19 protein-coding genes are annotated in these 21,530 nt (G+C 41.3%); 13 read left to right on the forward strand and 6 right to left on the reverse strand.

What is annotated here, in order from left to right; all coding sequences use genetic code 11:
• Nucleotides 1–73 precede the first annotated feature (73 nt).
• Nucleotides 74–5,104 (forward strand): WD40 domain-containing protein, encoded by a 5,031-nt coding sequence (locus H6G86_RS33445; RefSeq protein WP_190937959.1) that lies wholly within the window; start codon nt 74–76, stop codon nt 5,102–5,104.
• A gap of 100 nt (nt 5,105–5,204) precedes the next feature.
• On the opposite strand, the gene H6G86_RS33450 is transcribed toward H6G86_RS33445, so the two are convergent.
• Nucleotides 5,205–5,555: a hypothetical protein gene (locus tag H6G86_RS33450; RefSeq protein WP_163934371.1), complete on the reverse strand. Its 351-nt coding sequence runs from the start codon at nt 5,553–5,555 to the stop codon at nt 5,205–5,207.
• An 836-nt stretch (nt 5,556–6,391) separates the two neighbouring features.
• Between H6G86_RS33450 and H6G86_RS33455 the strand changes: the two genes are divergently transcribed.
• The 5 genes from H6G86_RS33455 (at nt 6,392) to H6G86_RS40270 (ending at nt 10,710) form a co-directional block, all read left to right on the forward strand.
• Nucleotides 6,392–7,225 (forward strand): photosystem II manganese-stabilizing polypeptide, encoded by an 834-nt coding sequence (locus H6G86_RS33455; protein WP_012411115.1) that lies wholly within the window; start codon nt 6,392–6,394, stop codon nt 7,223–7,225.
• Between the two features lie 815 nt (nt 7,226–8,040).
• Nucleotides 8,041–8,817, forward strand: a complete 777-nt coding sequence (locus tag H6G86_RS33460; RefSeq protein ID WP_190937943.1) for an RNA polymerase sigma factor SigF — start codon at nt 8,041–8,043, stop codon at nt 8,815–8,817.
• A gap of 165 nt (nt 8,818–8,982) precedes the next feature.
• Nucleotides 8,983–9,837, forward strand: coding sequence for a hypothetical protein (locus tag H6G86_RS33465; RefSeq protein ID WP_190937944.1), 855 nt, complete (start codon nt 8,983–8,985; stop codon nt 9,835–9,837).
• A 2-nt stretch (nt 9,838–9,839) separates the two neighbouring features.
• Nucleotides 9,840–10,091, forward strand: a complete 252-nt coding sequence (locus H6G86_RS33470; protein WP_190937945.1) for a hypothetical protein — start codon at nt 9,840–9,842, stop codon at nt 10,089–10,091.
• A 262-nt stretch (nt 10,092–10,353) separates the two neighbouring features.
• Nucleotides 10,354–10,710 carry an ATP-binding cassette domain-containing protein gene (locus H6G86_RS40270; protein WP_524538522.1) on the forward strand — a complete coding sequence of 119 codons (357 nt, stop codon included), beginning with the start codon at nt 10,354–10,356 and terminating at the stop codon, nt 10,708–10,710.
• A gap of 240 nt (nt 10,711–10,950) precedes the next feature.
• Here the strand turns inward: H6G86_RS40270 and H6G86_RS33480 are convergent, their stop codons facing one another.
• Nucleotides 10,951–11,631 carry a tetratricopeptide repeat protein gene (locus H6G86_RS33480; protein ID WP_190937947.1) on the reverse strand — a complete coding sequence of 227 codons (681 nt, stop codon included), beginning with the start codon at nt 11,629–11,631 and terminating at the stop codon, nt 10,951–10,953.
• Nucleotides 11,632–12,272: 641 nt separating this feature from the next.
• Between H6G86_RS33480 and H6G86_RS33485 the strand changes: the two genes are divergently transcribed.
• Together H6G86_RS33485 and H6G86_RS33490 are read left to right on the forward strand one after the other, a co-directional pair.
• Entirely contained in the window at nt 12,273–12,599 is a 327-nt protein-coding gene (locus H6G86_RS33485; protein WP_094327544.1) for a YbjQ family protein, read from the forward strand.
• 360 nt (nt 12,600–12,959) lie between these two features.
• Nucleotides 12,960–13,598 carry a hypothetical protein gene (locus H6G86_RS33490; protein ID WP_190937948.1) on the forward strand — a complete coding sequence of 213 codons (639 nt, stop codon included), beginning with the start codon at nt 12,960–12,962 and terminating at the stop codon, nt 13,596–13,598.
• A gap of 69 nt (nt 13,599–13,667) precedes the next feature.
• On the opposite strand, the gene H6G86_RS39740 is transcribed toward H6G86_RS33490, so the two are convergent.
• Nucleotides 13,668–13,802, reverse strand: coding sequence for a hypothetical protein (locus tag H6G86_RS39740; protein WP_277883700.1), 135 nt, complete (start codon nt 13,800–13,802; stop codon nt 13,668–13,670).
• Nucleotides 13,803–14,291: 489 nt separating this feature from the next.
• On the opposite strand from H6G86_RS39740, the gene H6G86_RS33495 reads away from it, so the two are divergent.
• Nucleotides 14,292–14,621, forward strand: a complete 330-nt coding sequence (locus tag H6G86_RS33495) for a KGG domain-containing protein (protein ID WP_190937949.1) — start codon at nt 14,292–14,294, stop codon at nt 14,619–14,621.
• A 176-nt stretch (nt 14,622–14,797) separates the two neighbouring features.
• Here H6G86_RS33495 and H6G86_RS33500 read toward each other — a convergent pair whose 3' ends face one another.
• Both H6G86_RS33500 and sufR read right to left on the reverse strand, forming a co-directional pair.
• Nucleotides 14,798–15,058 carry an NDH complex assembly factor CRR9 gene (locus tag H6G86_RS33500; protein ID WP_012411123.1) on the reverse strand — a complete coding sequence of 87 codons (261 nt, stop codon included), beginning with the start codon at nt 15,056–15,058 and terminating at the stop codon, nt 14,798–14,800.
• Nucleotides 15,059–15,116: 58 nt separating this feature from the next.
• Nucleotides 15,117–15,800: an iron-sulfur cluster biosynthesis transcriptional regulator SufR gene (gene sufR, locus H6G86_RS33505; RefSeq protein ID WP_190937950.1), complete on the reverse strand. Its 684-nt coding sequence runs from the start codon at nt 15,798–15,800 to the stop codon at nt 15,117–15,119.
• Between the two features lie 250 nt (nt 15,801–16,050).
• Between sufR and sufB the strand changes: the two genes are divergently transcribed.
• The 4 genes from sufB to H6G86_RS33525 all read left to right on the forward strand — a co-directional run bounded on the left by sufB (nt 16,051) and on the right by H6G86_RS33525 (nt 21,043).
• Nucleotides 16,051–17,490: a Fe-S cluster assembly protein SufB gene (gene sufB, locus H6G86_RS33510; RefSeq protein ID WP_190937951.1), complete on the forward strand. Its 1,440-nt coding sequence runs from the start codon at nt 16,051–16,053 to the stop codon at nt 17,488–17,490.
• Between the two features lie 114 nt (nt 17,491–17,604).
• The gene (gene sufC / locus H6G86_RS33515) at nt 17,605–18,393 is read left to right on the forward strand and encodes a Fe-S cluster assembly ATPase SufC (protein WP_179068081.1); all 789 of its coding nucleotides are present in this window, start codon (nt 17,605–17,607) and stop codon (nt 18,391–18,393) included.
• Nucleotides 18,393–19,766 (forward strand): Fe-S cluster assembly protein SufD, encoded by a 1,374-nt coding sequence (sufD, locus tag H6G86_RS33520; RefSeq protein ID WP_190937952.1) that lies wholly within the window; start codon nt 18,393–18,395, stop codon nt 19,764–19,766. Before sufC ends, sufD begins: the two co-directional genes overlap by 1 nt.
• Before the next feature lie 14 nt (nt 19,767–19,780).
• Nucleotides 19,781–21,043 carry a cysteine desulfurase gene (locus H6G86_RS33525; protein ID WP_190937953.1) on the forward strand — a complete coding sequence of 421 codons (1,263 nt, stop codon included), beginning with the start codon at nt 19,781–19,783 and terminating at the stop codon, nt 21,041–21,043.
• A 38-nt stretch (nt 21,044–21,081) separates the two neighbouring features.
• Here the strand turns inward: H6G86_RS33525 and H6G86_RS33530 are convergent, their stop codons facing one another.
• Nucleotides 21,082–21,258, reverse strand: a complete 177-nt coding sequence (locus H6G86_RS33530) for a hypothetical protein (protein WP_190937954.1) — start codon at nt 21,256–21,258, stop codon at nt 21,082–21,084.
• Nucleotides 21,259–21,530 lie beyond the last annotated feature (272 nt).

Consider the following 21,530-nt stretch of genomic DNA (forward strand, 5'->3'; position numbering starts at 1 on the left):
ATACCCTTAAACGGCTGCCCATATACCTGTTACCGTGGTAGATACATTATGTGTATTTACTTATCTTTACACAATTTGGTTTTTTCACCCTGTCCTACTTACCTTGCAAAGACTGATTAGAGCGATCGCACTTTCTGAAGGTCAATTTGCCCTAATTTTAGTTCGGTGTAACTATGGGCAATTACGTGAGCAAATGTTAGAAAATATTCGCTCCATCACCAAAGATATCAATATCAGAGAAATCGTCCTCAATTCGTCAGCAACTTCCTTACACAACACAATAGTCACAGAATTATCCTTAGATAATCCTGCTGTCCTCACAGACTCTTTGCCAGGTGCTGTTATGGTTTTTGGTATTGAGTCAGCAATCGACCTAGAAAACTTACTTACAGGCATTAACCAAGCGCGAGATATATATGCCGCAACTTTTCCATTTCCAGTAGTGTTGTGGCTACAAGATGAAGTTGCATCATTGTTGTCCAGATTAGCACCTGATTTTAAAAGTTGGGCTGCAACTACGATTAAATTTGAAATGGCAAAAGCAGATTTAATTGCTTTGATTCATCAAGAAGCAGAATCTCTATTTGCCAAAGTTTTAGAAGCAGGTGCTGAAACATTTTTATCTAATGCCTCTCTAGATTTAGATCCTAAGTCTCAACACCGTCACGAAATAGAATCAGCCCGTAATGATTTGCTGCGTCTATATAGTGTTCAATTAACACCAGGATTAGAAGCTAGTTTAGAATTTGTGTTAGGAAGAGATAAATATGCCAACGATCAAATTAATGGTGCTTTAGGCAATTATCAAAGAAGTCTAGCATTATGGCAGCAGGAAACGAAGAGAGTAGCTGAGTTGGAGAGTAACTCTTCTTTACCTCTCTCATGTCCTCACCCTACTCCTCCTTCGCCTTTACTCAAGCAAGCAATAGTACTATTCCACTTAGGGCTGTGTTATCACCGCATGGCAGACCTACACAATAATAGTAATAGTAGGTATTGTGAACATGCTCTCTCGTGGTTTAAACAATGCCTGGACGTATTGGAGGAGGTACAAAGAGAAGACTTAGTTGCTAAATTTATTTTGCCTGCTTGTGAAATGCTGCAACGTTTACAAGCTTGGGATGACTTAAAAAAATTAGCTCAAAAGTCATTACTTTTAAATAAAATCTATGGAACTCCTGCACAGATTGCTCAAAATTATGCTTTTTTGGCAAATGTAGCAATTTCAGAGTCGAATTGGGTACTAGCTCATGAATTTGCGAATGCAGCACTTTCTATTTCCGAAGAAGCAACAGAAGTTTCTCTGCGAGATGCTTTGCGAACACGACGACAAGAAAGTTGGTATCTTCTGTTGCTTGCACGTACACAGCGACATCTAGGTGAATCAGAAGAAGCGATAAATAACCTGGAATGGGCAAGGGTAGTTTGTGAGCTACAACATCAGCCATCACTATATTTAGAGATTTTAGAGGAACTGCGATCTCTTTACTTTTTTGAGCGTCATAACTATACAGAGGCCTTTAAACTCAAGCAAGAAAAAATTCAGATAGAACATCAGTATGGGTTTCGCGCCTTCATTGGCGCAAGTCAGTTACAGCCGCAACGATCTAGAATTAACCCAGCATTGGAACCTCAAAAAATACCGTTTATTCCTGAAGGAGTTGCCCAAGAAATATCAGCTTCAGGACGACAGCAAGATGTTAATCGTTTGATTGAAAGAATTAGTCGTGCTGACTATAAACTTACAGTAATTTATGGGCCATCAGGCGTAGGTAAAAGTTCAATTCTCAAAGCTGGTTTAGTCCCAGCTCTGACAGGAAAAGTTATCGGAGAACGCATTCCTATACCTATTGTTTTGTCTGTTTATACTGATTGGCTGACAGTCTTAATAAGCAGTCTAAACCAAGCGCTGGCATACACAGGAATATCAGTTAATCCTGACTCTACATTCAATATACTGTTAGAAAAAATTCGTTTGGCAGCTGAGCGCAACTATACAATAATTATCATATTAGACCAGTTTGAAGAATTGTTTTTTATTAGTAATCCTCCTACGCAAAGAATAGAATTTTATCAATTCTTTAGTGAGTGTTTAAATATTTCATTTGTAAAAATTATTCTTTCGTTAAGAGAAGATTACTTGCATCATTTATTAGAATTTGAACGCTTGAGCCAAAAAAATAGTATTGGACTATATGATTTAGGTGTAATTAATAAAAATATTCTTGATAAGGACATTCGCTACTATCTAGGAAAATTCTCTAGTCAGGATGCTAACGCTATAATTCATAGTCTTACTCAACGTTCTCATTATGAACTTAGTGATGAATTAATTAACCGATTAGTCCAGGATTTGACAGGAGAACTAGATGAAGTACATCCAATTGAATTACAAATAGTTGGCGCTCAACTACAAATAGAAAATATTACTACCCTTGGACAATACAAGCTTTGCGGCGGCTCGGCAAAATTGGTTGAACGCTGGCTAGGGGAAGTGATCAAAGACTGCGGCCCAGAGAATGAAGAGTTAAGTTGGAAATTATTATTTGAGTTTACTGATGAAAAAGGGACGCGACCTTTAAAAACTAAAGCTGATTTAGCGGCTGCATTAATTAATAACCATGATATAGAAACAATATCAAGCTTTAACACAGTTGGGGAACTGATTTTAGAAATATTGGTGGGTTCAGGTTTGGTGTTGCGAGTCAGAGAAGAATTAGGCGATCGCTACCAACTAGTTCACGATTATTTAGTTGAACCAATTCGCCAAAAAAATAATTATGGTATGCTCGCCGAGTTTGAAAAAATCAAACTTGAAAAAATTAGAGCAGAAGTAGCCCAACAACTGAGCCAAAAGCAACTCAATTTGGTGTTGCAACGGCGACTGCGAGAAGCACGGTTTGTAGGTGTGGTGCTGGCAATCATGGGGGGAACAATAGCAACATTATGGTGGCAAGCCAACTTGCAAAAAACAGCAGCAATTCACCAGACTCTACGAGCTGAACGCAGTGAAACCAACTTGAGGATTAGTGGAATCACAGCTGCTAGCGAAGCTCTATTTGCGTCTAATAAAGAGTTTGATGCTTTATTAGAAAGTTTGCGAGCTTGGAGAGAACTGAAACAGGCACATGGAGTGCAACCAGATACCCGAATGCGGGTGGTAACAGCCCTGCAACAGGCGGTTTATGGGGTAACAGAAGTCAATCGCTTAGAAGGGCACACTGATATTGTCTGGGGAGTAACTTTCAGCCCAGATGGTCAAACCTTAGCATCAGGTAGCCGAGATCAGACTGTGAAAATTTGGCATCCTGATGGTAGTTTACTCCAAACCCTCAAAGGTCACACTGATGCTGTTACCTGTGTAAGCTTCAGCCCAGATGGTCAAACCCTAGCGTCTGCCAGCCTCGACAAAACAGTACAAATCTGGAGTAAAAACCCGGTTACAGGTGAATTTGATCCCAAGCCATATAAAACCCTGAAAGGACATAAAGATTGGGTTTATAGCGTTAATTTCAGTCCTGATGGCGAGTTGTTAGCTACTGCCAGTAAGGATACAACCATAAAACTCTGGCGCAAAGACGGTACATTAGTAAAAACCCTGAGTGGACATCGAGGGTGGGTTAACTGGGTAAACTTTAGTCCCGATGGTCAATTAATCGCTTCGTCCAGCGATGATAAGACAGTGAAAATCTGGCGACGTGATGGTAGCCTGGTTACAACTTTGCAGGGACATCAGCAGGGTGTGACTGTATCTGTTTTCAGCCCCGACGGTAAATTTTTAGCTTCAGCAGGTCGAGATAAGACAGTAAAACTTTGGCGGCGCGAAAATAACAACACTAAAGACAGTTTTGACTTTCGTCTTTACAAAAATTTACGGCAGCATAGCAGTACAGTATGGAGTTTGAGCTTTAGTTCCGATGGTAAAAAGTTGGCTTCCGCAGGTGAAGACAATAACATAAACCTCTGGAGTACAACTGGTACTTTACTCAAAACCTTCAAAGGACACAGTGATGCTGTTGTTACTATCGCTTTTAGTCCGAATAACAAATTGCTGGCTTCAGGAAGTTTCGACAAAAGCGTGAAACTATGGAGTTTAAATGCCCCAACACCGTCTACTCTTCAAGGGCATCAAGATCGAGTTTTGAGCGTTACTTGGAGTCCCAACGGTCAGATGTTGGCTTCTGGTAGCAGCGATCGCACTGTAAAACTCTGGAAGAAATACACTAGTAATGGCGAGTTCAAAACTCGACTTTACAAAACTTTAGTAGGGCACACAAGTAAAGTTCCTAGTGTCAGTTTTGACCCCAAGGGTAAAATGCTGGCTTCAGGAAGTTATGACAAAACCGTGAAACTTTGGCGGCTTGACGGTACTTTAATCATGACTCTTCACGGACATAGCGATAGTGTGATGAGTGTGAATTTCAGCCCCGATGGTCAGTTTTTGGCATCAGCTAGCAAAGATAAAACCGTGAAGCTTTGGAACCGTCAAGGTAAGTTACTCAAAACCTTAGTGGGGCATCAAGGTTGGGTAAATAGCGTAAATTTCAGCCCTGATAGTCAGATTTTAGCCTCTGCCAGTGATGACCAAACTGTAAAACTGTGGAACCGTGAAGGCAAATTGCTCAAAACTTTTTCGCCCCATGACAGTTGGGTGTTAGGTGTCAGCTTTAGTCCCACTGATGAGTTGCTGGCTTCTGCCAGTTGGGATAACACAGTAAAACTTTGGCGACGGGATGGTACGTTGTTAAAAACCTTATTAAAAGGGTATAGCGATAGCGTCAACGCTGTAACTTTCAGTCCCAATGGTGAATTGCTTGCCGCCGCCAGTTGGGATAGTACAGTAAAACTTTGGAGTCATGAAGGCAAATTAATAAAAAGTCTGAATGGGCATCGTGCCCCAGTGTTAAGTGTCAGTTTTAGCCCAGATGGTCAAACACTAGCATCAGCTAGTGATGACAACACGATAATTCTGTGGAATTTAAATCTTGACGATCTGCTTGTTCGTGGTTGCGACTGGGTGGGTGATTACCTCAAGCACAACCGTAATCTTGAGGAGCGCGATCGCTTTCTTTGTAATGGCATAACCACTAAAAACTCTTTTTAATTATGAATTAAGTTGAAGCCTCAATGAGCAACCGCTCTTGGTTTAGCGGTTGATGAGGCGATCGGGGTTGTTAATTCAGAGCTAGAAAATAATTTTCGAGTTAATCAGCAAAGGAGCGATCGCTTTCTAAAACTTCACGGCTATTTTCTGGGGAAGCCTCTTGTGGCAAATTCGCTAGAAAAGCTTGTAGTCTCATACGCTCGATATAAGGCCAGCCTCCCTCAGACTCAATATCTTTCAGGAGTGAGTAAAGTTGCCGACGGTTAACAGGCAAACTCTCTTGAAAAACCCCATCCCGGATCTCTCTGTGTAACTGTTCCAATTGCCTAAGCATTGCCAAAAGAGCTACAGTCTCACCTTCACAACCCTGCACGGCATCATACACCACAGTTGCGATCGCTTGCAGTTTACAGGACAACTCCCCTGATTCCAGATTTTTGTTATGGTTCATGCCAACTTTTCCGTATAAATGAGGCCAACTCAAATTTACCGGAGATTTTTAATTTTCCCTAGCTTGCCAATAGCTCCTCTAGACAAGGAGTAAAGAAAATGAACCTTCTGTAGGCTTCTAGATGAGCTTTTTCTAGAATCTCCCTTTCCCCCTGCCCCCTGCTCCCCTGCCTGTTGGTAAGGGTTGAATATAACTAGATTTGTATCTTTATTAAAAGCAATTGCGATCGCTCCTAAAAGAGCGTAGTAACCTTTAGCATAGCCTCCACATCAGCCAGATGCGATCGGGACGAGACTTTGTTAATTAAGAGTACTTTGATTTTGAGTTAAAAAAAATCGTATGATCTGGCTAATTTACCCATCAAACAATGGGCTGTATGTAGTAGCGTCACATACATGATACAAAAAGACTTGGGCGACGCTGCTTTTGCAATTGGCAAAAGCAAAGTGCAAAGCAGACAACTCTCTTCGCACTCTTTGAGGCAAGCACTTATGCTGCTCTGTGTAGCGCTTACTCATCCCCCCGCCCAACTCTAACAAATGCCACCAACAGTAAAACTGCTGGTTTTTTGCCCCCTAGTTACACACATCCAAATAAGGATACAGTGTGCTACTTATTCTGGGGTTTACTCCCCAAGCTCAAGAGAACGACACGTTTAACTACGTTTAGCAGAGAAAAGTTTGACTGGCGACTTCCAGCCTATACGCCCTGACATTTGTTCCAATTCTGGTAATCAGAGCAACGCAGTGTCAGTTCGAAGATGGCTTTTCGTCAGAAATCAAAGCTTCGATGCAGTTTTACAACTTAGATATTAATTTTTGAGATTGAGGTTGACCATGAGGTATCGCGCTTTAATTGTTGCATTCTTGGCTTTGTGCCTGGGACTAATAACTGCTTGTAGTGATGCTCCTGCTACTAGTAGTAGAGATGTACTTACTTACGACCAAATTCGTGGCACTGGCTTGGCGAATAAATGCCCCCAACTAGCAGAAACAAGCCGTGGTTCCATTCCCATTGATTCTAGCCAGTCTTATGCCATCAAAGAACTTTGCTTAGAACCAACTAGCTTTTTCATCAAAGAAGAACCTGCTAATAAACGCCAAGAAGCAGAATTTGTTGCTGGCAAATTGTTAACTAGATACACTTCCACTATTGACCAGGTGCAAGGCAACCTAAAAATCAACTCAGATAATAGCTTGACCTTTGAAGAAACTGATGGTCTTGACTTCCAAGCCATCACCGTACAACTTCCTGGCGGTGAGCGAGTACCTTTCCTCTTCACCATCAAAAACTTGGTTGCTCAAACCCAACCCAGTTTGAGCAGTATTAACACCTCTACGGACTTTGAAGGCACTTTCAAAGTTCCTTCCTACCGTGGTGCTGCCTTCCTAGATCCCAAAGGTCGTGGTGTCGTCAGTGGCTACGATAATGCCGTGGCTCTCCCCGCCCAAGCCGATGATGAAGAACTTACCCGCACTAACGTCAAGCGTGCTGAAAATCTTAACGGTAAGATTTCTCTGCAAATCGCTAAAGTAGATAGTTCTAGTGGTGAAATTGCTGGTACTTTCGAGAGCGAACAGCCATCTGATACAGACTTAGGTGCTGGCGAACCAAAAGAAGTCAAGATTCGCGGTCTATTTTTTGCACGGGTTGAATCGACTCGTAGCTAAATTCTCTAGAGTTAGATAACTGACCTGGCATTCAGAACTACAATTCTGTAAACATCAGGTTTGATCGCAAAAATTAACTTCTTTGCCCACATTTTCAGGGCTGTTTCATTCCTATAAAAGCCTTACAAAGACTAAAAGAGACAAGAGAAGAATTTCTCCTTCCCTTGTCCCCAGTTTTTCAAGAGGCTTTGAAAGAATGAAACAGCCCTGCCTTTTTTCAGGGTGGTACATATATTTTTGACAAAGATGCAGAAAGCTGAAAGCCTAATATGCTTGGGTTAGTGATATTTTGCCGCGCAATATCTTCCCAGTACAAAAAAGATCAATCTCGCATTTTGTTGTATTTGCTTGCGTAAATATACATACTATTTTTCAAATATTATTAGTTATTTTTAATTGTTAGCTGAATTTCGGTTGAATGGACAGGTAATTTTACTGTAAATCAAACTTTTACTATCTAATAAAATTTTGACTATTGTTGTTTTGTTTTTGGAAATTAGCTTCACCATTAATTAATTAAAGTTACGTACAATCTCGGTTTGAGATTTAGTGATTAATTTTATATTTTATTTCTATGTAGTTCTAAAAATAGCTACAAATTATCCAAAAGATAAATAACAAACTAAATACCAACTTCACCCATTTAAATTTTGCGCGGTTGTCAAGCAATTCTATTGGGATTTGCCTAAAAAAAGTTGTTAATCCCACAGTAATTGCTATTATACACAGCGCGATATTCTGTTTAATATCGCACAATCGCAACTGAATTTAAAAGTGAGTAATTGATTGTTAATTTACTCAATAAGCACGGTGCTATGCCTACCACAGTCACCAATGAACTAAAACATGAAATTTGGCAGTTGTTGCGAGAATATCAGCAATCTCGGTCAGAAAAGGTTCGCAATCAACTGGTAAAACTCAATTTTGGACTTGTGAGAAAAGAAGCTCACTACTGGACGAATCAATGTCATGAAACCTACGATGATTTGCTCCAGGTTGGATGTTTGGGTTTAATCAGAGCGATTGAAAAATTTGAACTTTCCAAGGGACATGCCTTTAGTTCCTATGCTCTTCCTTATATTCGGGGTGAAATTCAACACTATCTCCGAGATAAAGGTGTCACCGTGCGAATTCCTCGGAAGTGGTTAGCACTCCAACAGCAAGCAATAGGAGTGTCACGTTCTTGGCGTGAAAAGCATAATCGCCAACCAACAGATACCGAATTAGCAACGGCGCTAGAAATTTCTCCAAACGAATGGCAAGAAATTAAGTTAGCGTGGATAAATCGCGCTCCCTTAAGTCTTGATGTGCCAATCCAAGATGGAGAAGAAGGTTCTACTTGTTTGGGAGAATTGGTTCCCGATCCTCACTATCGCAGCTTTCAATTGGCACAAGAAGACCAACTTCGCTTGCAACAAGCATTGGTTCAACTCGAACAACGCACCCGTGATGTCTTGGAATGCGTATTTTTACAAGATTTGACACAAAAACAAGTTGCAGAACATCTCGGGATAAGTGTCGTGACAGTTTCCCGTAGAGTCAAGAAAGGTCTGGATTTGATGAAACAGCTTATGGGTGTAGCAGACGATTAACTGCAAATAAACTAAATCCGCAGTTATGCTGGGCTGTTAGTGTTAAAAATAACCCTTGAAATGTAAAAAATTAGGTTATAAAGGTAACATACTTTGCCTTTGATACAAATTTTAGGCATGTATATTTCCATTTTTCAATTTTCCAATGGCTTTTGAGAACAGCTCATGGGCAGAAATTCAAAAATTACAATTGCAGCTATTTTAACCTTAGCGATCGCTGGATGTGCTTCTGAAGATACACCACAAGCCGTCAATCCTGCGCCGATTCCTAAAATAGTAGCAAAGTCCCCACCAACGGCTCAATCCTTTAAGAATCCAGTGATACCTGCCAAACAGGTTTCACAAGTTACTCCTGCATCTGTTAACTTGATTCAATCCACTAATCCTACAGAGCGGGCACCGTTAATTCTAGTATCAAAAGATCGGACTGACCCGTTTGCCCAAATTTTTGGACAGACGGTTTCGGGAATGCCTAAAACATCCGGGACTGGAAAACCTGTTCCTATCTTGCCTAAGCTACCGACTGCATCGCTAGCAGGACGAAAACTTTCAACACCTCGCATAGCTTTAAATCAGAAGAAAAATATTGCTTCTGTACCAAAAAAAGCTAATTCTACTTTTACTTCAGTCTTACCTAAGGTTTTGCCTCAAGTTGTCCCCAACCCGACTTTAGTATCTGTATTGCCACCAGCAGCACAACCTGAGTTAGCAAGGGCAGTTATTGTGACTGGTGTAGTTCTAATTAGTAAGGAACCGCAGGCAATTATCAAAGTACCAGATGAGCCGACGAGTCGCTATGTGCAAGCGGGACAGCGATTAGCAAATGGCGTACTGATTAAACGGATTGAAATGAATGGAGGCTCTAACCCGATTGTAATTCTCGAACAATTTGGTATCGAAGTTGCCAAAATGGTAGGAGAAGGGCCTGTCAACTCAACACCATCAGCTACATCTGCTAGTGGCAATCCTATTTCAGTGGCAACGCCCTCCTCAAATCCTCTTAATGTTGGAGCTTCATAGAGATGGAGACTAAGGAAAAAATTGAATTCGCTGGTTGTCCTTTAGCTGTCTATAGAGAGATAGCAGCTCATTTACGTCAAGTTGAAGGGGTAGAAGTGGATTTAATTCCCCAATCATCCCAACAGTTTGATTACAATCAAAGTCAAATTAGTGGTTTGTCCATTTCGTGGACAGCGAATTCTGGTTCACAAAGTCGGCAACAAGTTAAGCAAATTTTGGCTTACTATCAAAATCGCTATAAAAATCCTATTTGATTTGTGAAAATTCAAGCCTCAGATTCCCGATTTCTTTAAGAAGTCGGGAATTTTGTTGTTCATAAATCAATACGGTTCAAAGCGCTACTTGTATAAAATCGTGGGTTTTTGAGACGCGATAAACCGCACTCTCTACAAGTGTTTTGGTCTTATCTGAACTGTATTAGTTCATAAATGACCGAGTAGGACTATGGTGTATGACGACTTAATACCAATTATTTATTAAACTGCACAAAACCAAGCTTGGTCAAACTTGGGAATTTTGCCCCTTGTTTGGGAGCAACCTCAGAGAAAATCTGTATTAGTACTGAGGTTATGGCTGGAGGATGTTGAGCTGGCAGAAAAATGTAATGATTTGGTAAAAATCCTGTCTGGGGGTTTGAAACGACAGTTGCAGATTGCGAGAGCCTTATTGCATCAACCGCAAATTCTGTTTTTGGATGAACCAACGGTAGAACTAGACCCCCAAACCAGGCGAAGTCTCTGGGAAATTATTCGGGATTTAAATCAACAAGGAGACGATGCTACTGACGTTAGATGGATGAGGTTGAATTTTTCTGCGATGCTTTTTGCTTTACCAAGCCAGGACGCATCGGTATTATGGATAGCGATAGGCTGATTTCTTTGGGAACTTTACAACAGCTCCGTTCTGTTAACGGAAAAGTTTTGTGATGAAGCAATTGGGTGTGTCTGAAGTGGGAAATGATAGCGTCCGTAGTTGAGAATATTTGTTTTTCCCATCTTTGGAAGCAGTAAATGTCTACTTAAACTAATAGCCCGATAAAACCGGAATGGTGGTGCGTCCCTCTAATCTGGAAGATATTTTTGTGGAATTAACGGGACGCTAGTTAGATTAACCTCATCCTCCTAACTGCCGCAGCATAGCTTCTACTCTGTCCACTCCTTGTAAGTCATTGCGCCGCTTGTACAAGTCGCGGGCTTTTTGAAGCAAGCTGTTGGCTTGTTTGGTTTGTCGTCGCTGTTTATACATCGAACCCATCAACTCATAAGTCTGGGCGTTGTTTTTATCCAAATCTATTGCTTGTTGGTATGCCCAAGTAGCAGCATTATAGTCTCCCATACGAGATTGGGTCACAGCTAATCCTAAATAGGCGTTAACGTTATTACGGTTTAGCTGTATGGCCCGACGGTAGCCTTCTTTTGCCCCAGCAGTGTCTCCCAAATTAGCTTTGATGTAACCCACAGCGTAATAAAAATCACTGTTGTTAGGGTTAATGGCGATCGCACGACGATAAGAAGTTAGTGCTGCCTGGTAATTTCCCTGTTGAGCGTATAGGTAGCCAATACCTGAATGGATTTTAGCATTTTTGGGATCTAGACTAGCTGCTTGCTGATAAACTGCGATCGCACCACTATAATCGCCACTATCTACTAACCTCCGTCCTTCTTCTAGTAGTTGCTTTAATTGTGGGTTTTTGGCTTGCGCCACTAATACCTGAGCTTGAGCTACTGAAGGTATGGTGAAGGCAAAACATCCTAGTAACACCACACTAAACACGAATGATGTTGGCTTGTACACAGTAAATTTCCTGAAATTTTAGAGGACTTTTTTCTTGTACATTAAAACAAAAATATGGATTTTTGAAAACTGTATTTATTCGTATGAATTTAGATGTTAATAGTTCATTCACTGTTCCTTTACATTCAGCACTCCATAAGAGAGTTTTGACTGAAGGATGAGTATAAGCTATCAAAGATCAAATGAAGTTATCCTATATAAAACAGTACAACAGCAAAACGACACCTTTTTTAATCAGTATTTATACGCATTTTCTAAAAAATATTAATAGGTACTTAACTGAATCCTATATCTTGATAGGTCAAGCTTACAGGGTTTGGTATTCATTGATGTTTATTATTTAATTTAATAATTTGCTGACTATATATAATAATTTTTAGTCTTTTATACTACCTTTTTAGAAGTCATCATCCCGGCATTAACATCCTTTTATGGTCATTACACGGTAAGATAAATTTAATCAGTCAAATGTTCCTTTAAGTCCTAGTTTTTGGTGAGGACAATACTAAAGCTGAAATGCAATCTCAAGTTGTGCGAGAGGATGTTTATTCAATCTATATTTTGTAATCAAAGTTACAATTTTCACACATTTGGATAAACATCTGAATAATCAATATGTATATTATTTAGGAGATTAATTTATGATTATAACTACTACTGATGTAATTCAAGGAGCCGTGATTGAGTCATATTTAGGTATTGTGACAGCCGAAGTAGTCTATGGTAGCAATTTCTTACGGGATTTTTTGGCTGGTATTCGCGATATTATCGGTGGACGCACTGCTAGCTATGAGCGTCTATTTGAGCAGGGTCAACGCAAGGCATTAGAAGAATTAGAACAACGGGCACAACGTTTAGGAGCAAATGCTGTAATCGGGATTGAAATTGATACTGGCACAATTAATCTTGACCAATCAGGAGTTCTTTTGCTGATTACTGCCACAGGTACAGCTGTAAGGATGCGTTAAAATTAATTATTAATGACGCTCTCTCCGAGACGCTAAAAGCGAACGTGGACTCGCTAAAATTTGGTTTTGTCTTAAGTTTAATTGCAAACACTACTAAAGCTGGTTTCTCGTGAAAGTTTTTAAATTAAAATTAAAAACTTTATGATTGAAAATTTTTAAATAATTATTCAGATATTAATAAATAATAAATCGCATTAAAAGTGGTGAGATAAAGTCTATTTTTTTCTCACTAAAGATAGACTTATTAACTCTTTCTATTGATAGAGACAAAAGCAGATGATTTAGTTATTTAATTTTAAACATAAAGATGAATATATCTGAGCAGTAACTTTGCTGAAAAAGCACTGGAGAACATAAACAATGTCATACGTAAATCGGACAGGTAATGAAGTTATATCTACTGATACTGTGGTAGCAGGTAGAATAGCTGAATATCATGATCGTGTTCGTTGGGGGCCGATTGTTGCTGGTTTGTTGGTTTCTTTAGCTACACAATTAATTTTGAGTTCTATAATTGGCGCGATCGCAGCTGGTACAGTTGAAAGTTCAGGCGCACCAAGAACAATCGCCCCTAACGTTGCAGGCAATGCGGGGCTTTGGTCAACTATCGCGTTATTAATTTCACTATTTATTGGTGGTTGGGTTACAGCCCGTGCCTGTGGGCCGATGAGTCGCAATACAGCTCTTTTGAATGGTGCAATTCTTTGGGCAACCACTTTGGCAGTTAGCTCATGGCTATTTGCAAGTGGAGTATCAGGTGCTTTTGGTGTTGCGGCTTCCAACGCTGGGGAAGTCATAAACCAGGTACAACAGCAAGGTGCTACACCCAATATAATACCGCGAACAAATGTAACTGCTGAACAAGCTCGTCAGGTTGCAGCTAATTTACGTTCGGGATTGTGGTGGTTTGTGTTTGGTTCTTTGTTGGGTTTAGTAACTGCAATGATGGGAGCCGTAGCTGGCGCTCGCACTCCTAGGGCTAACAGTTACAATCCTTAAATAGTTGTTCGACAAACAAAATGTTATCAACATTAAAAGCACTTTTTTAAGGTGCTTTTTGTTTATTATTTAAGACTGCCATTTGTAGCATCCAATTGATTCTGCCATTGCCAAAATACGACTATCAATTGCTTCTAAAATTTGGCTTAAACTTAAAACAGTAGCGATTGATGCTACTGGGAGGATATCAACAACTGTAACCAAACTTGCAAAAATAGTTTTTGCTCTGTACTCTGCTATTGGATCAAGTTTTACAGCCGCAATATTGGTAATTGGCGAACTCTAGCTGGAATATAAGAAAAAACCTAATAAACGAATGTCTATCCAGATGCCTCAGGAGCATTGACAATTAATACTATGCTTTCTGTTCGAGTGGAAAAATATTAATTTCATTTTCAAGATAATATTTTACTTTTACTACTTTTTTATAAGACTACGCAATATTAACCAGATATTAAAAAAAAGGGATTCCTTATTTCACTATTTTTTACATACTAAATTTATAAGTAAATAGCAACTTTAGTTGTATATCCGAAGTTGGATACCAGTATGGGATGTTTCGTACTAAAGGAGCATGAATCTATAATATTTGAGTAGCTAAATTAAAAAAGTCAATGTATTAATACAAAACCTATATAGGGTTTTGAATTGCTAAAAAAGCAAGAGTTTTAGTTAATTACAAGGAGTAATATCATGGCAGACACAAGCAAACGTGGTTTTGCTTCAATGGATGATGACAAGCAACGGGAAATAGCAAGTAAGGGCGGACAAGCTGCCCATGAGAAGGGTACCGCCCATGAGTTTACATCTGAAGAAGCTCGTGAGGCTGGGCACAAAGGTGGTGAAGCAGTGAGTCAGGATAGAGAACACATGGCTGAAATCGGTCGTGAGGGTGGCAAGAAATCTCACAGTGGCGGTCGTAGTCAAGATAGTGATGATGCTGATAGTGAAGAAAAAGGTACCCAAGGAGGCACGCCAGAACAACATGCTGACGCTGGGCGGCAAAGTCACAAAAGTAAATAGACTCATCGCCTAGCATTTAAAAGATTCTTACTTTAATATTGGGGTTTAGGATAATTTTCAACATATCCTACCTGTTAGTATCCCGCTTCTAAGCAACAATAATGTTTTTTAGAAGCGGGATATTCTGTATGAATATTTTTTCAAAGTCAATGAAATGCAAATTCTACTACTACAGATCACCATTTAAGATATGAACCTTCAATGCCCTCTTCACGGCGGATTTTACCATCTTTTTCAAACCAGGCTATTATTTGCTGTGCTGTCAAATCTTCAATAACAACACCATATTCTTGGGCGATATGTTTCAACAGCTTAAGTGATGAAATTGTCAATCTTGTTAAAAACTTTTCTGGGGAAGACAACAACGCTGCGTCTACTTTCGCTGACTCTTCCAGAGTTAAAAATTGTGCTGATGGTTGCTGTGTTGGTACATCCATAAACGCTATCTCAAATTTAGTTGATTATTAAAGAGGGGGTAGTAGTTTTCACAAATGACTAATGACGAACTTGTACTAAATAGCCACAGCGATGTTCGCCATCAATAATCCAGTGGGTGCGCTCTACGGTACAATCTGGTAAGACGGCTGCAAACATTTCTAATTCGTGACCGCAGATACTAGGAAAAGACTCGGCAACGTTGGAAATGGCACAGTTATGCTCCATTAAGATAAAGCGATCGCACTCAAAGCTGTCATTCACATCAACAGCGTGATACTCTGCCATGAAGCCTTCCGCTTTTCTCAACTCTACTAAGTTGGCTACACGTTCTCGCAGTGAACCGTTACCCACCCGATCGCGATATTCTTTGGCTTTGCGCTGCCACTGTTTCTCTAAAATCGATTTAAATTGGTCGTGTCCTACCGTTTCGGCTAAGGTGTCTAGCAACGAAACCGCAAAATTGCCGCTTGCATCACCAAAGCGATCGCTCATTGTTCGATGCAAGCGATCGCGCCCCTGACGACTCAGTTGATAAAGATGCTGCGGCCGCCCCATCCCCGCAGCCTGCACTGATGTCGAATACAAAACTAGCTCCTCCGTCTCCAAATCTTTGAGATGGCGACGAATAGCTTGGGGGGTAACGTCTAAAACTTCAGCTAGCTCCAAAGCCGTTGCTTTTTCGTGTTTGTGCAGATACTCAAGGATATCTTGCTTGGTTGAGGACTGGTGGGTAGTCGCCATCTTCATGTGGTGCGAGACGTTTAGCGAACGTCCCAAAAATTTTTTTGAAAATTTGACTTTGACAACATTGTTGTTGTTAATTTAGCGTAAAATGAAGATACATTAAACAACAAAGCTGTTGTTTTACTCTCCACCACTATTCTAGCAGCCGTGTAACCATTCCGTAACGGTAGATGGGAATCGGCTAAAGAAACCCCGTCTCCCATTCTTATAGAGAGATTCAAGTTCCGAACACAAGAGATTATTACTGATGAGTGCCACTGTCAAAACCTTAGTCAACCAACCCTACAAGTACGGCTTTGTCACGGACATTGAGGCCGACACCATTCCGCGTGGACTAGACGAGGACGTTATCCGCTTGATCTCCTCTAAGAAGAACGAGCCGCAGTTCATGCTGGACTTTCGCCTCAGAGCTTATCGCCAGTGGCAAAAAATGACGGAACCAACTTGGCCGAATGTCAAGTATCCGCCAATAAATTATCAGGATATTATTTACTATTCAGCGCCAAAACGTAAGAAAGACAAACTAAACAGCTTGGATGAAGTTGATCCAACCCTTTTAGAAACCTTCGAGAAGTTAGGCATTTCCCTATCTGAACAGAAGCGGCTGGCAAATGTCGCCGTTGATGCAATTTTCGATAGCGTTTCTGTCGCCACTACATTTAAAGAGAAGCTAGCGGAAGATGGCGTTATTTTCTGTTCGTTTTCGGAAGCGTTGCAAGAACACCCAGAACTAATCAAAAAATATTTGGGTAGTGTTGTTCCTATAGCTGACAATTATTTTGCCGCCTTGAACGCCGCCGTATTTAGCGATGGTTCTTTTGTCTATATTCCTAAAGGCGTGAAATGCCCAATGGAACTGTCTACCTACTTCCGCATCAACTCTGGTGACACGGGACAATTTGAGCGGACTTTGATTGTCGCCGAAGAAGGTAGTTATGTTTCTTACCTCGAAGGTTGCACCGCACCGATGTATGACAGCAACCAGTTGCACGCCGCTGTTGTGGAACTCGTCGCCCTCGACAACGCTGAAATTAAATACTCCACAGTGCAAAACTGGTACGCTGGTGATGCCAACGGTAAAGGCGGTATTTACAACTTTGTCACCAAGCGCGGTTTGTGTCAGGGCGTAAATTCTAAAATTTCCTGGACTCAAGTAGAAACAGGTTCGGCAATTACTTGGAAATATCCTAGCTGTGTTTTGGTGGGTGATAACTCTGTGGGTGAGTTCTACTCGGTGGCGCTGACAAATCATCATCAGCAAGCTGATACGGGTAGTAAAATGATTCACGTAGGTAAGAATACCCGCAGTACAATTATTTCTAAAGGAATCTCCGCAGGTAATTCTAGTAATAGTTACCGGGGTTTGGTGAAAGTTAACCCGACGGCTAAAGGGGCGAGAAATTATTCTCAGTGTGACTCAATGCTGATTGGGGATAATGCCCATGCCAACACTTTCCCTTATATTCAGGTGCAAAATAACGGTGCGAAGGTGGAGCATGAAGCTTCTACTTCTAAGATTGGGGAAGATCAGTTATTTTACTTTGCTCAACGGGGCATTTCTTCGGAAGATGCTATTTCGATGATGATTAGCGGCTTCTGTAAGGATGTTTTTAATCAGCTACCGATGGAGTTTGCTGTGGAAGCTGATAAGTTGTTGAGTTTGAAGTTGGAAGGCAGTGTTGGATAAGTGGAAGCAAGGATAAACATAGGGACATCGGCGTTCTGTGTTTATCTTTTGGAAGATTACGAACCGCAAAGGGCGCAAAGAGCGCAAAGCAAGAGAAGAGAGAAGGGAGAGAAGATGATTATTGAAAATAGTGAAGTTGTGCTGTCAGTACGGAATCTGACGGCTAATGTTGATGGGACACCGATTCTTAAGGGTGTGAATCTGGAGGTGCGATCGGGTGAAATTCATGCGATTATGGGGCCGAATGGTTCTGGTAAGAGTACTTTTTCTAAGGTGTTGGCTGGGCATCCGGCGTATGAGGTGACTGGCGGTGAGGTAATTTTTCAGGGACAAAATCTGCTGGAGTTGGAGCCGGAGGAACGGGCTAGAAGTGGTGTATTTTTGGCGTTTCAGTATCCGTTAGAAATTCCGGGTGTGAGCAATTTGGATTTCTTGCGGGTGGCGTACAATTCCCGTCGCAAGGCGCAAGGTTTAGAGGAAATAGACGCTTTTGATTTTGACGATTTGATTGAGGAAAAGCTGGATGTGGTGAAGATGAATCCCAGTTTTCTCAGTCGGAGTTTGAATGAAGGGTTTTCTGGTGGTGAGAAAAAGCGGAATGAAATTCTGCAAATGGCGCTGCTGGAACCAAAGTTAGGAATTTTGGATGAGACTGATTCGGGTTTGGATATTGACGCGCTCCGAATTGTGGCGAATGGGGTAAATCAACTGGCAAGTCCAGAAAATTCGACAATTTTGATTACTCACTACCAACGATTACTCGATTATATTGTGCCTGATTTTGTGCATGTGATGGCACAGGGGCGGATTATTACGAGTGGTGGTAAGGAATTAGCGCTGGAATTAGAGTCTCGCGGTTATGACTGGGTGCTGGAAGAGTTTGCAGCTGAGGTGGGTGTGTAATGAGTATTCAAGTATCTCCCAGTCCAATACCAAACTCGAATTTAGTCAGTTTGACATCGACTCTTTTAGATAAAGATACCTATCTAACTGAATTGTTAAATCAGGTAACTGCACCCAAAACAGAGGGATGGTTACAGGAATTACGTGAAGGTGCTGCTAGTTGGGTACGCCACTCAACTATTCCCACCACCCGCGAGGAAGAATGGCGATTTACTGATTTGTCGTCTCTGCGAAAGCTTCAATTTAATGTAGAGACGGTAAATTACGCGTCTTTAGAATTTGATATTTTGCCAGAAGCGGCTAATAGTCGTTTGGTATTTGTGAATGGCGTTTTTGCGCCGGAGTTATCCGCAGTTTCAGATTTGCCATCTGGAATTGTGGTGAGTAATTTGGCTGGCTTGTCTGCGGTTGAGCAGGAGGGTGTACGGCAGTATTTAGCTCAAGCTGAGGGAGCGCAAGAGGTTTTTACCGCTCTCAATACGGCTGGAATAACTGATGCAGCTGTGGTGTGGGTGAAGAAGAATGTGGTAGTTGAAACGCCAGTTCATTTGGTGTTTATTTCGGTTGCGAGTGAGACGGCGACGATTTCGCAGCCGCGTTGTTTGGTGGTGGCGGAAAGTGGTTCGCAGGTGAGTTTGGTTGAAGAGTATGTGGCAGGCAAGATGCCTACCCCACAAGAGGGGGGAGTTTACTTAACTAACGCGGTTACGGAAGTTTGGGTTGGTGACAATGCTGAGGTGAGTCACACTAGGGTTGAGTGGGAAGGTGCAGAAGCTTTTCATATTGGGAAAACTGCGATCGCACAGGCTCGTGATAGTCGATATACTTGTCATGCCATAACTTTAGGTGCAAAGTTGTCACGGCACAATTTGGAGATTTTGCAAACTGGTGAGCAGACACAGACTACTCTCAATGGTTTGACGATAATTTATGGTAAGCAGTTGTCTGATACTCACAGTGCGATCGCACTCAACTATCCCCACGGTACAAGTGACCAATTGCATAAATGTATTGTAGGCGATCGCGCTCATGCGGTATTCAATGGTAAAGTTTTTGTACCCAAACCAGCGCAGTTGACAAATGCAGCCCAGTTGAATCGCAATTTGCTGCTATCATCTAAAGCCAGAGTTGATACCAAACCCCAATTGGAAATTACTGCGGATAATGTAAAGTGCGCTCACGGTGCTACCGTTAGCCAATTGGAAGATGATGAAATATTCTATCTGCAAAGTCGGGGAATTGATGAAAACGATGCTCGGAAGTTATTAATTAACGCCTTCGCTGCTGAAGTTATCAACAAAATACCAGTTCCTTCTCTGCGAGAAATCCTTTTAAACACAGTCAATAATCTCAAGTCCCTGACTAATGAGTAATAACTAATCTACCAATGACTTTCACCTCTACCAAAACCCTTGCTGATAAAGTTCGCGCTGACTTCCCGATATTGCATCAGGAAGTCAACGGGAAACCCCTGGTTTATCTCGATAATGCGGCGACATCGCAAAAGCCTCTATTCGTATTAAATACTCTACGGGATTATTACGAACACTATAATGCTAACGTGCATCGAGGTGCCCATTCCCTGAGCGCCAAAGCTACTGATGCTTATGAAGGTGCTAGAGATAAAGTTGCCAAATTCATTAATGCTGCATCCCGTCAGGAAATCGTCTACACCCGCAACGCAAGTGAAGCGATTAACCTAGTAGCTTACAGTTGGGGAATGAATAATTTGCAGCCTGGGGATGAAATTATTCTGTCGGTGATGGAACACCACAGTAATATTGTGCCTTGGCAATTGGTAGCACAAAAAACGGGTGCAGTACTGAAATTCGTGGAACTGACACCTGAAGAAACTTTTGATTTGTCACAGTATAAAAAGCTGATCTCCGACAAAACCAAGTTGGTGTCGGTGGTGCATATTTCTAATACTTTGGGTTGCATTAACCCAGTGAAAGAAATTGGTGCGATCACACACAAATACGGTGCTAAATTCTTAGTCGATGCTTGCCAAAGTGTTCCCCACTACCCTGTCGATGTGCAGCAGATAGATTGTGATTGGTTGGTAGCTTCGGGCCATAAAATGTGTGCGCCAACTGGGATAGGATTTTTGTATGGCAAGTTGGAATTGCTAGAGTCAATGCCACCATTTTTTGGCGGTGGTGAGATGATAGCAGAGGTGTATTTAGACCATTCAACTTATGCAGAATTACCGCATAAATTTGAAGCTGGTACACCTGCAATTGGAGAAGCGATCGCACTTGGTGCTGCGATAGATTATCTTAGCAGTATCGGCATGGATAAAATCCACGCCTATGAAGCAGAATTAACCGCTTATTTGTTCCAACAATTAGAGCAAATTCCCCAAATTAGAATTTACGGCCCCAAACCCAATGCTAAAGGTGAAGGTAGAGCCGCTCTGGCATCATTCACAGCCGGAGAAGTCCACGCTAACGACTTATCTACATTATTAGATCAAGAAGGCATTGCAATCCGTTCTGGACACCACTGCACACAACCATTACACCGTTACTTAGGTCTTGCTGCAACCGCACGAGCAAGTCTATCTTTCTACAACACCCGCGAGGAAATTGATATTTTCATCAAAGCATTGAAGGAAACTCTAGACTTCTTTGCTGGGTTCTCTAGTTAACAGTAGACAATGTTTAGATACTGATTGCTGTGGACTGTCTATGACCAATGCCAAACCCAACAAGATACCATAAAAATATGACAGCAGAACGCTGGATGTCGAATCTGAAATCGTTCTAGCAAACGAGTCAGATCGTGTCCCAGCACCAAGGACAATTGTGTTGGGTCTTTTCTTGATTGGTTGACTCGTTTAGGCAGCAGTAATTGTCTGGCCATTGGTCAAACTTGTGAAATCATAAGTTGTGCGACCCGCGATCAGTTTCTCAAACCCGGAAGTCTCCATAGTAATGAACTCACTAATCTGGAAGGCGATCGTTGTTCCTGAGATGCCAACAGTATAAGTTCCTGTTGTTAATTCCAGTGTGTCTTGACGATCTCCTCCATTGAAAGAACCTCGACCAACCCCTTTGAGATAATTTTCTTATTAAGCATAGCCTCTCCGCTAACTAAAATTTTTCCTTTTAATACAAAGTGGACTAATTTGGGGT

The sequence above is a fragment of the Nostoc sp. FACHB-133 genome, from assembly GCF_014698055.1.
Taxonomy (GTDB): Bacteria; Cyanobacteriota; Cyanobacteriia; order Cyanobacteriales; family Nostocaceae; genus Nostoc.

Excerpts from the sequence above, each read along its gene's own strand:
- H6G86_RS33450 (WP_163934371.1), bottom strand. The coding sequence starts at position 5,555 with ATGAACCATAACAAAAATCTGGAATCAGGGGAGTTGTCCTGTAAACTG.
- H6G86_RS33455 (WP_012411115.1), top strand. The coding sequence starts at position 6,392 with ATGAGGTATCGCGCTTTAATTGTTGCATTCTTGGCTTTGTGCCTGGGA.
- H6G86_RS33460 (WP_190937943.1), top strand. The coding sequence starts at position 8,041 with ATGCCTACCACAGTCACCAATGAACTAAAACATGAAATTTGGCAGTTG.
- H6G86_RS33465 (WP_190937944.1), top strand. The coding sequence starts at position 8,983 with ATGGGCAGAAATTCAAAAATTACAATTGCAGCTATTTTAACCTTAGCG.
- H6G86_RS33470 (WP_190937945.1), top strand. The coding sequence starts at position 9,840 with ATGGAGACTAAGGAAAAAATTGAATTCGCTGGTTGTCCTTTAGCTGTC.
- H6G86_RS33485 (WP_094327544.1), top strand. The coding sequence starts at position 12,273 with ATGATTATAACTACTACTGATGTAATTCAAGGAGCCGTGATTGAGTCA.
- H6G86_RS33490 (WP_190937948.1), top strand. The coding sequence starts at position 12,960 with ATGTCATACGTAAATCGGACAGGTAATGAAGTTATATCTACTGATACT.
- H6G86_RS33495 (WP_190937949.1), top strand. The coding sequence starts at position 14,292 with ATGGCAGACACAAGCAAACGTGGTTTTGCTTCAATGGATGATGACAAG.
- H6G86_RS33500 (WP_012411123.1), bottom strand. The coding sequence starts at position 15,058 with ATGGATGTACCAACACAGCAACCATCAGCACAATTTTTAACTCTGGAA.
- sufR (WP_190937950.1), bottom strand. The coding sequence starts at position 15,800 with ATGGCGACTACCCACCAGTCCTCAACCAAGCAAGATATCCTTGAGTAT.
- sufB (WP_190937951.1), top strand. The coding sequence starts at position 16,051 with ATGAGTGCCACTGTCAAAACCTTAGTCAACCAACCCTACAAGTACGGC.
- sufC (WP_179068081.1), top strand. The coding sequence starts at position 17,605 with ATGATTATTGAAAATAGTGAAGTTGTGCTGTCAGTACGGAATCTGACG.
- sufD (WP_190937952.1), top strand. The coding sequence starts at position 18,393 with ATGAGTATTCAAGTATCTCCCAGTCCAATACCAAACTCGAATTTAGTC.
- H6G86_RS33525 (WP_190937953.1), top strand. The coding sequence starts at position 19,781 with ATGACTTTCACCTCTACCAAAACCCTTGCTGATAAAGTTCGCGCTGAC.
- H6G86_RS33530 (WP_190937954.1), bottom strand. The coding sequence starts at position 21,258 with ATGGCCAGACAATTACTGCTGCCTAAACGAGTCAACCAATCAAGAAAA.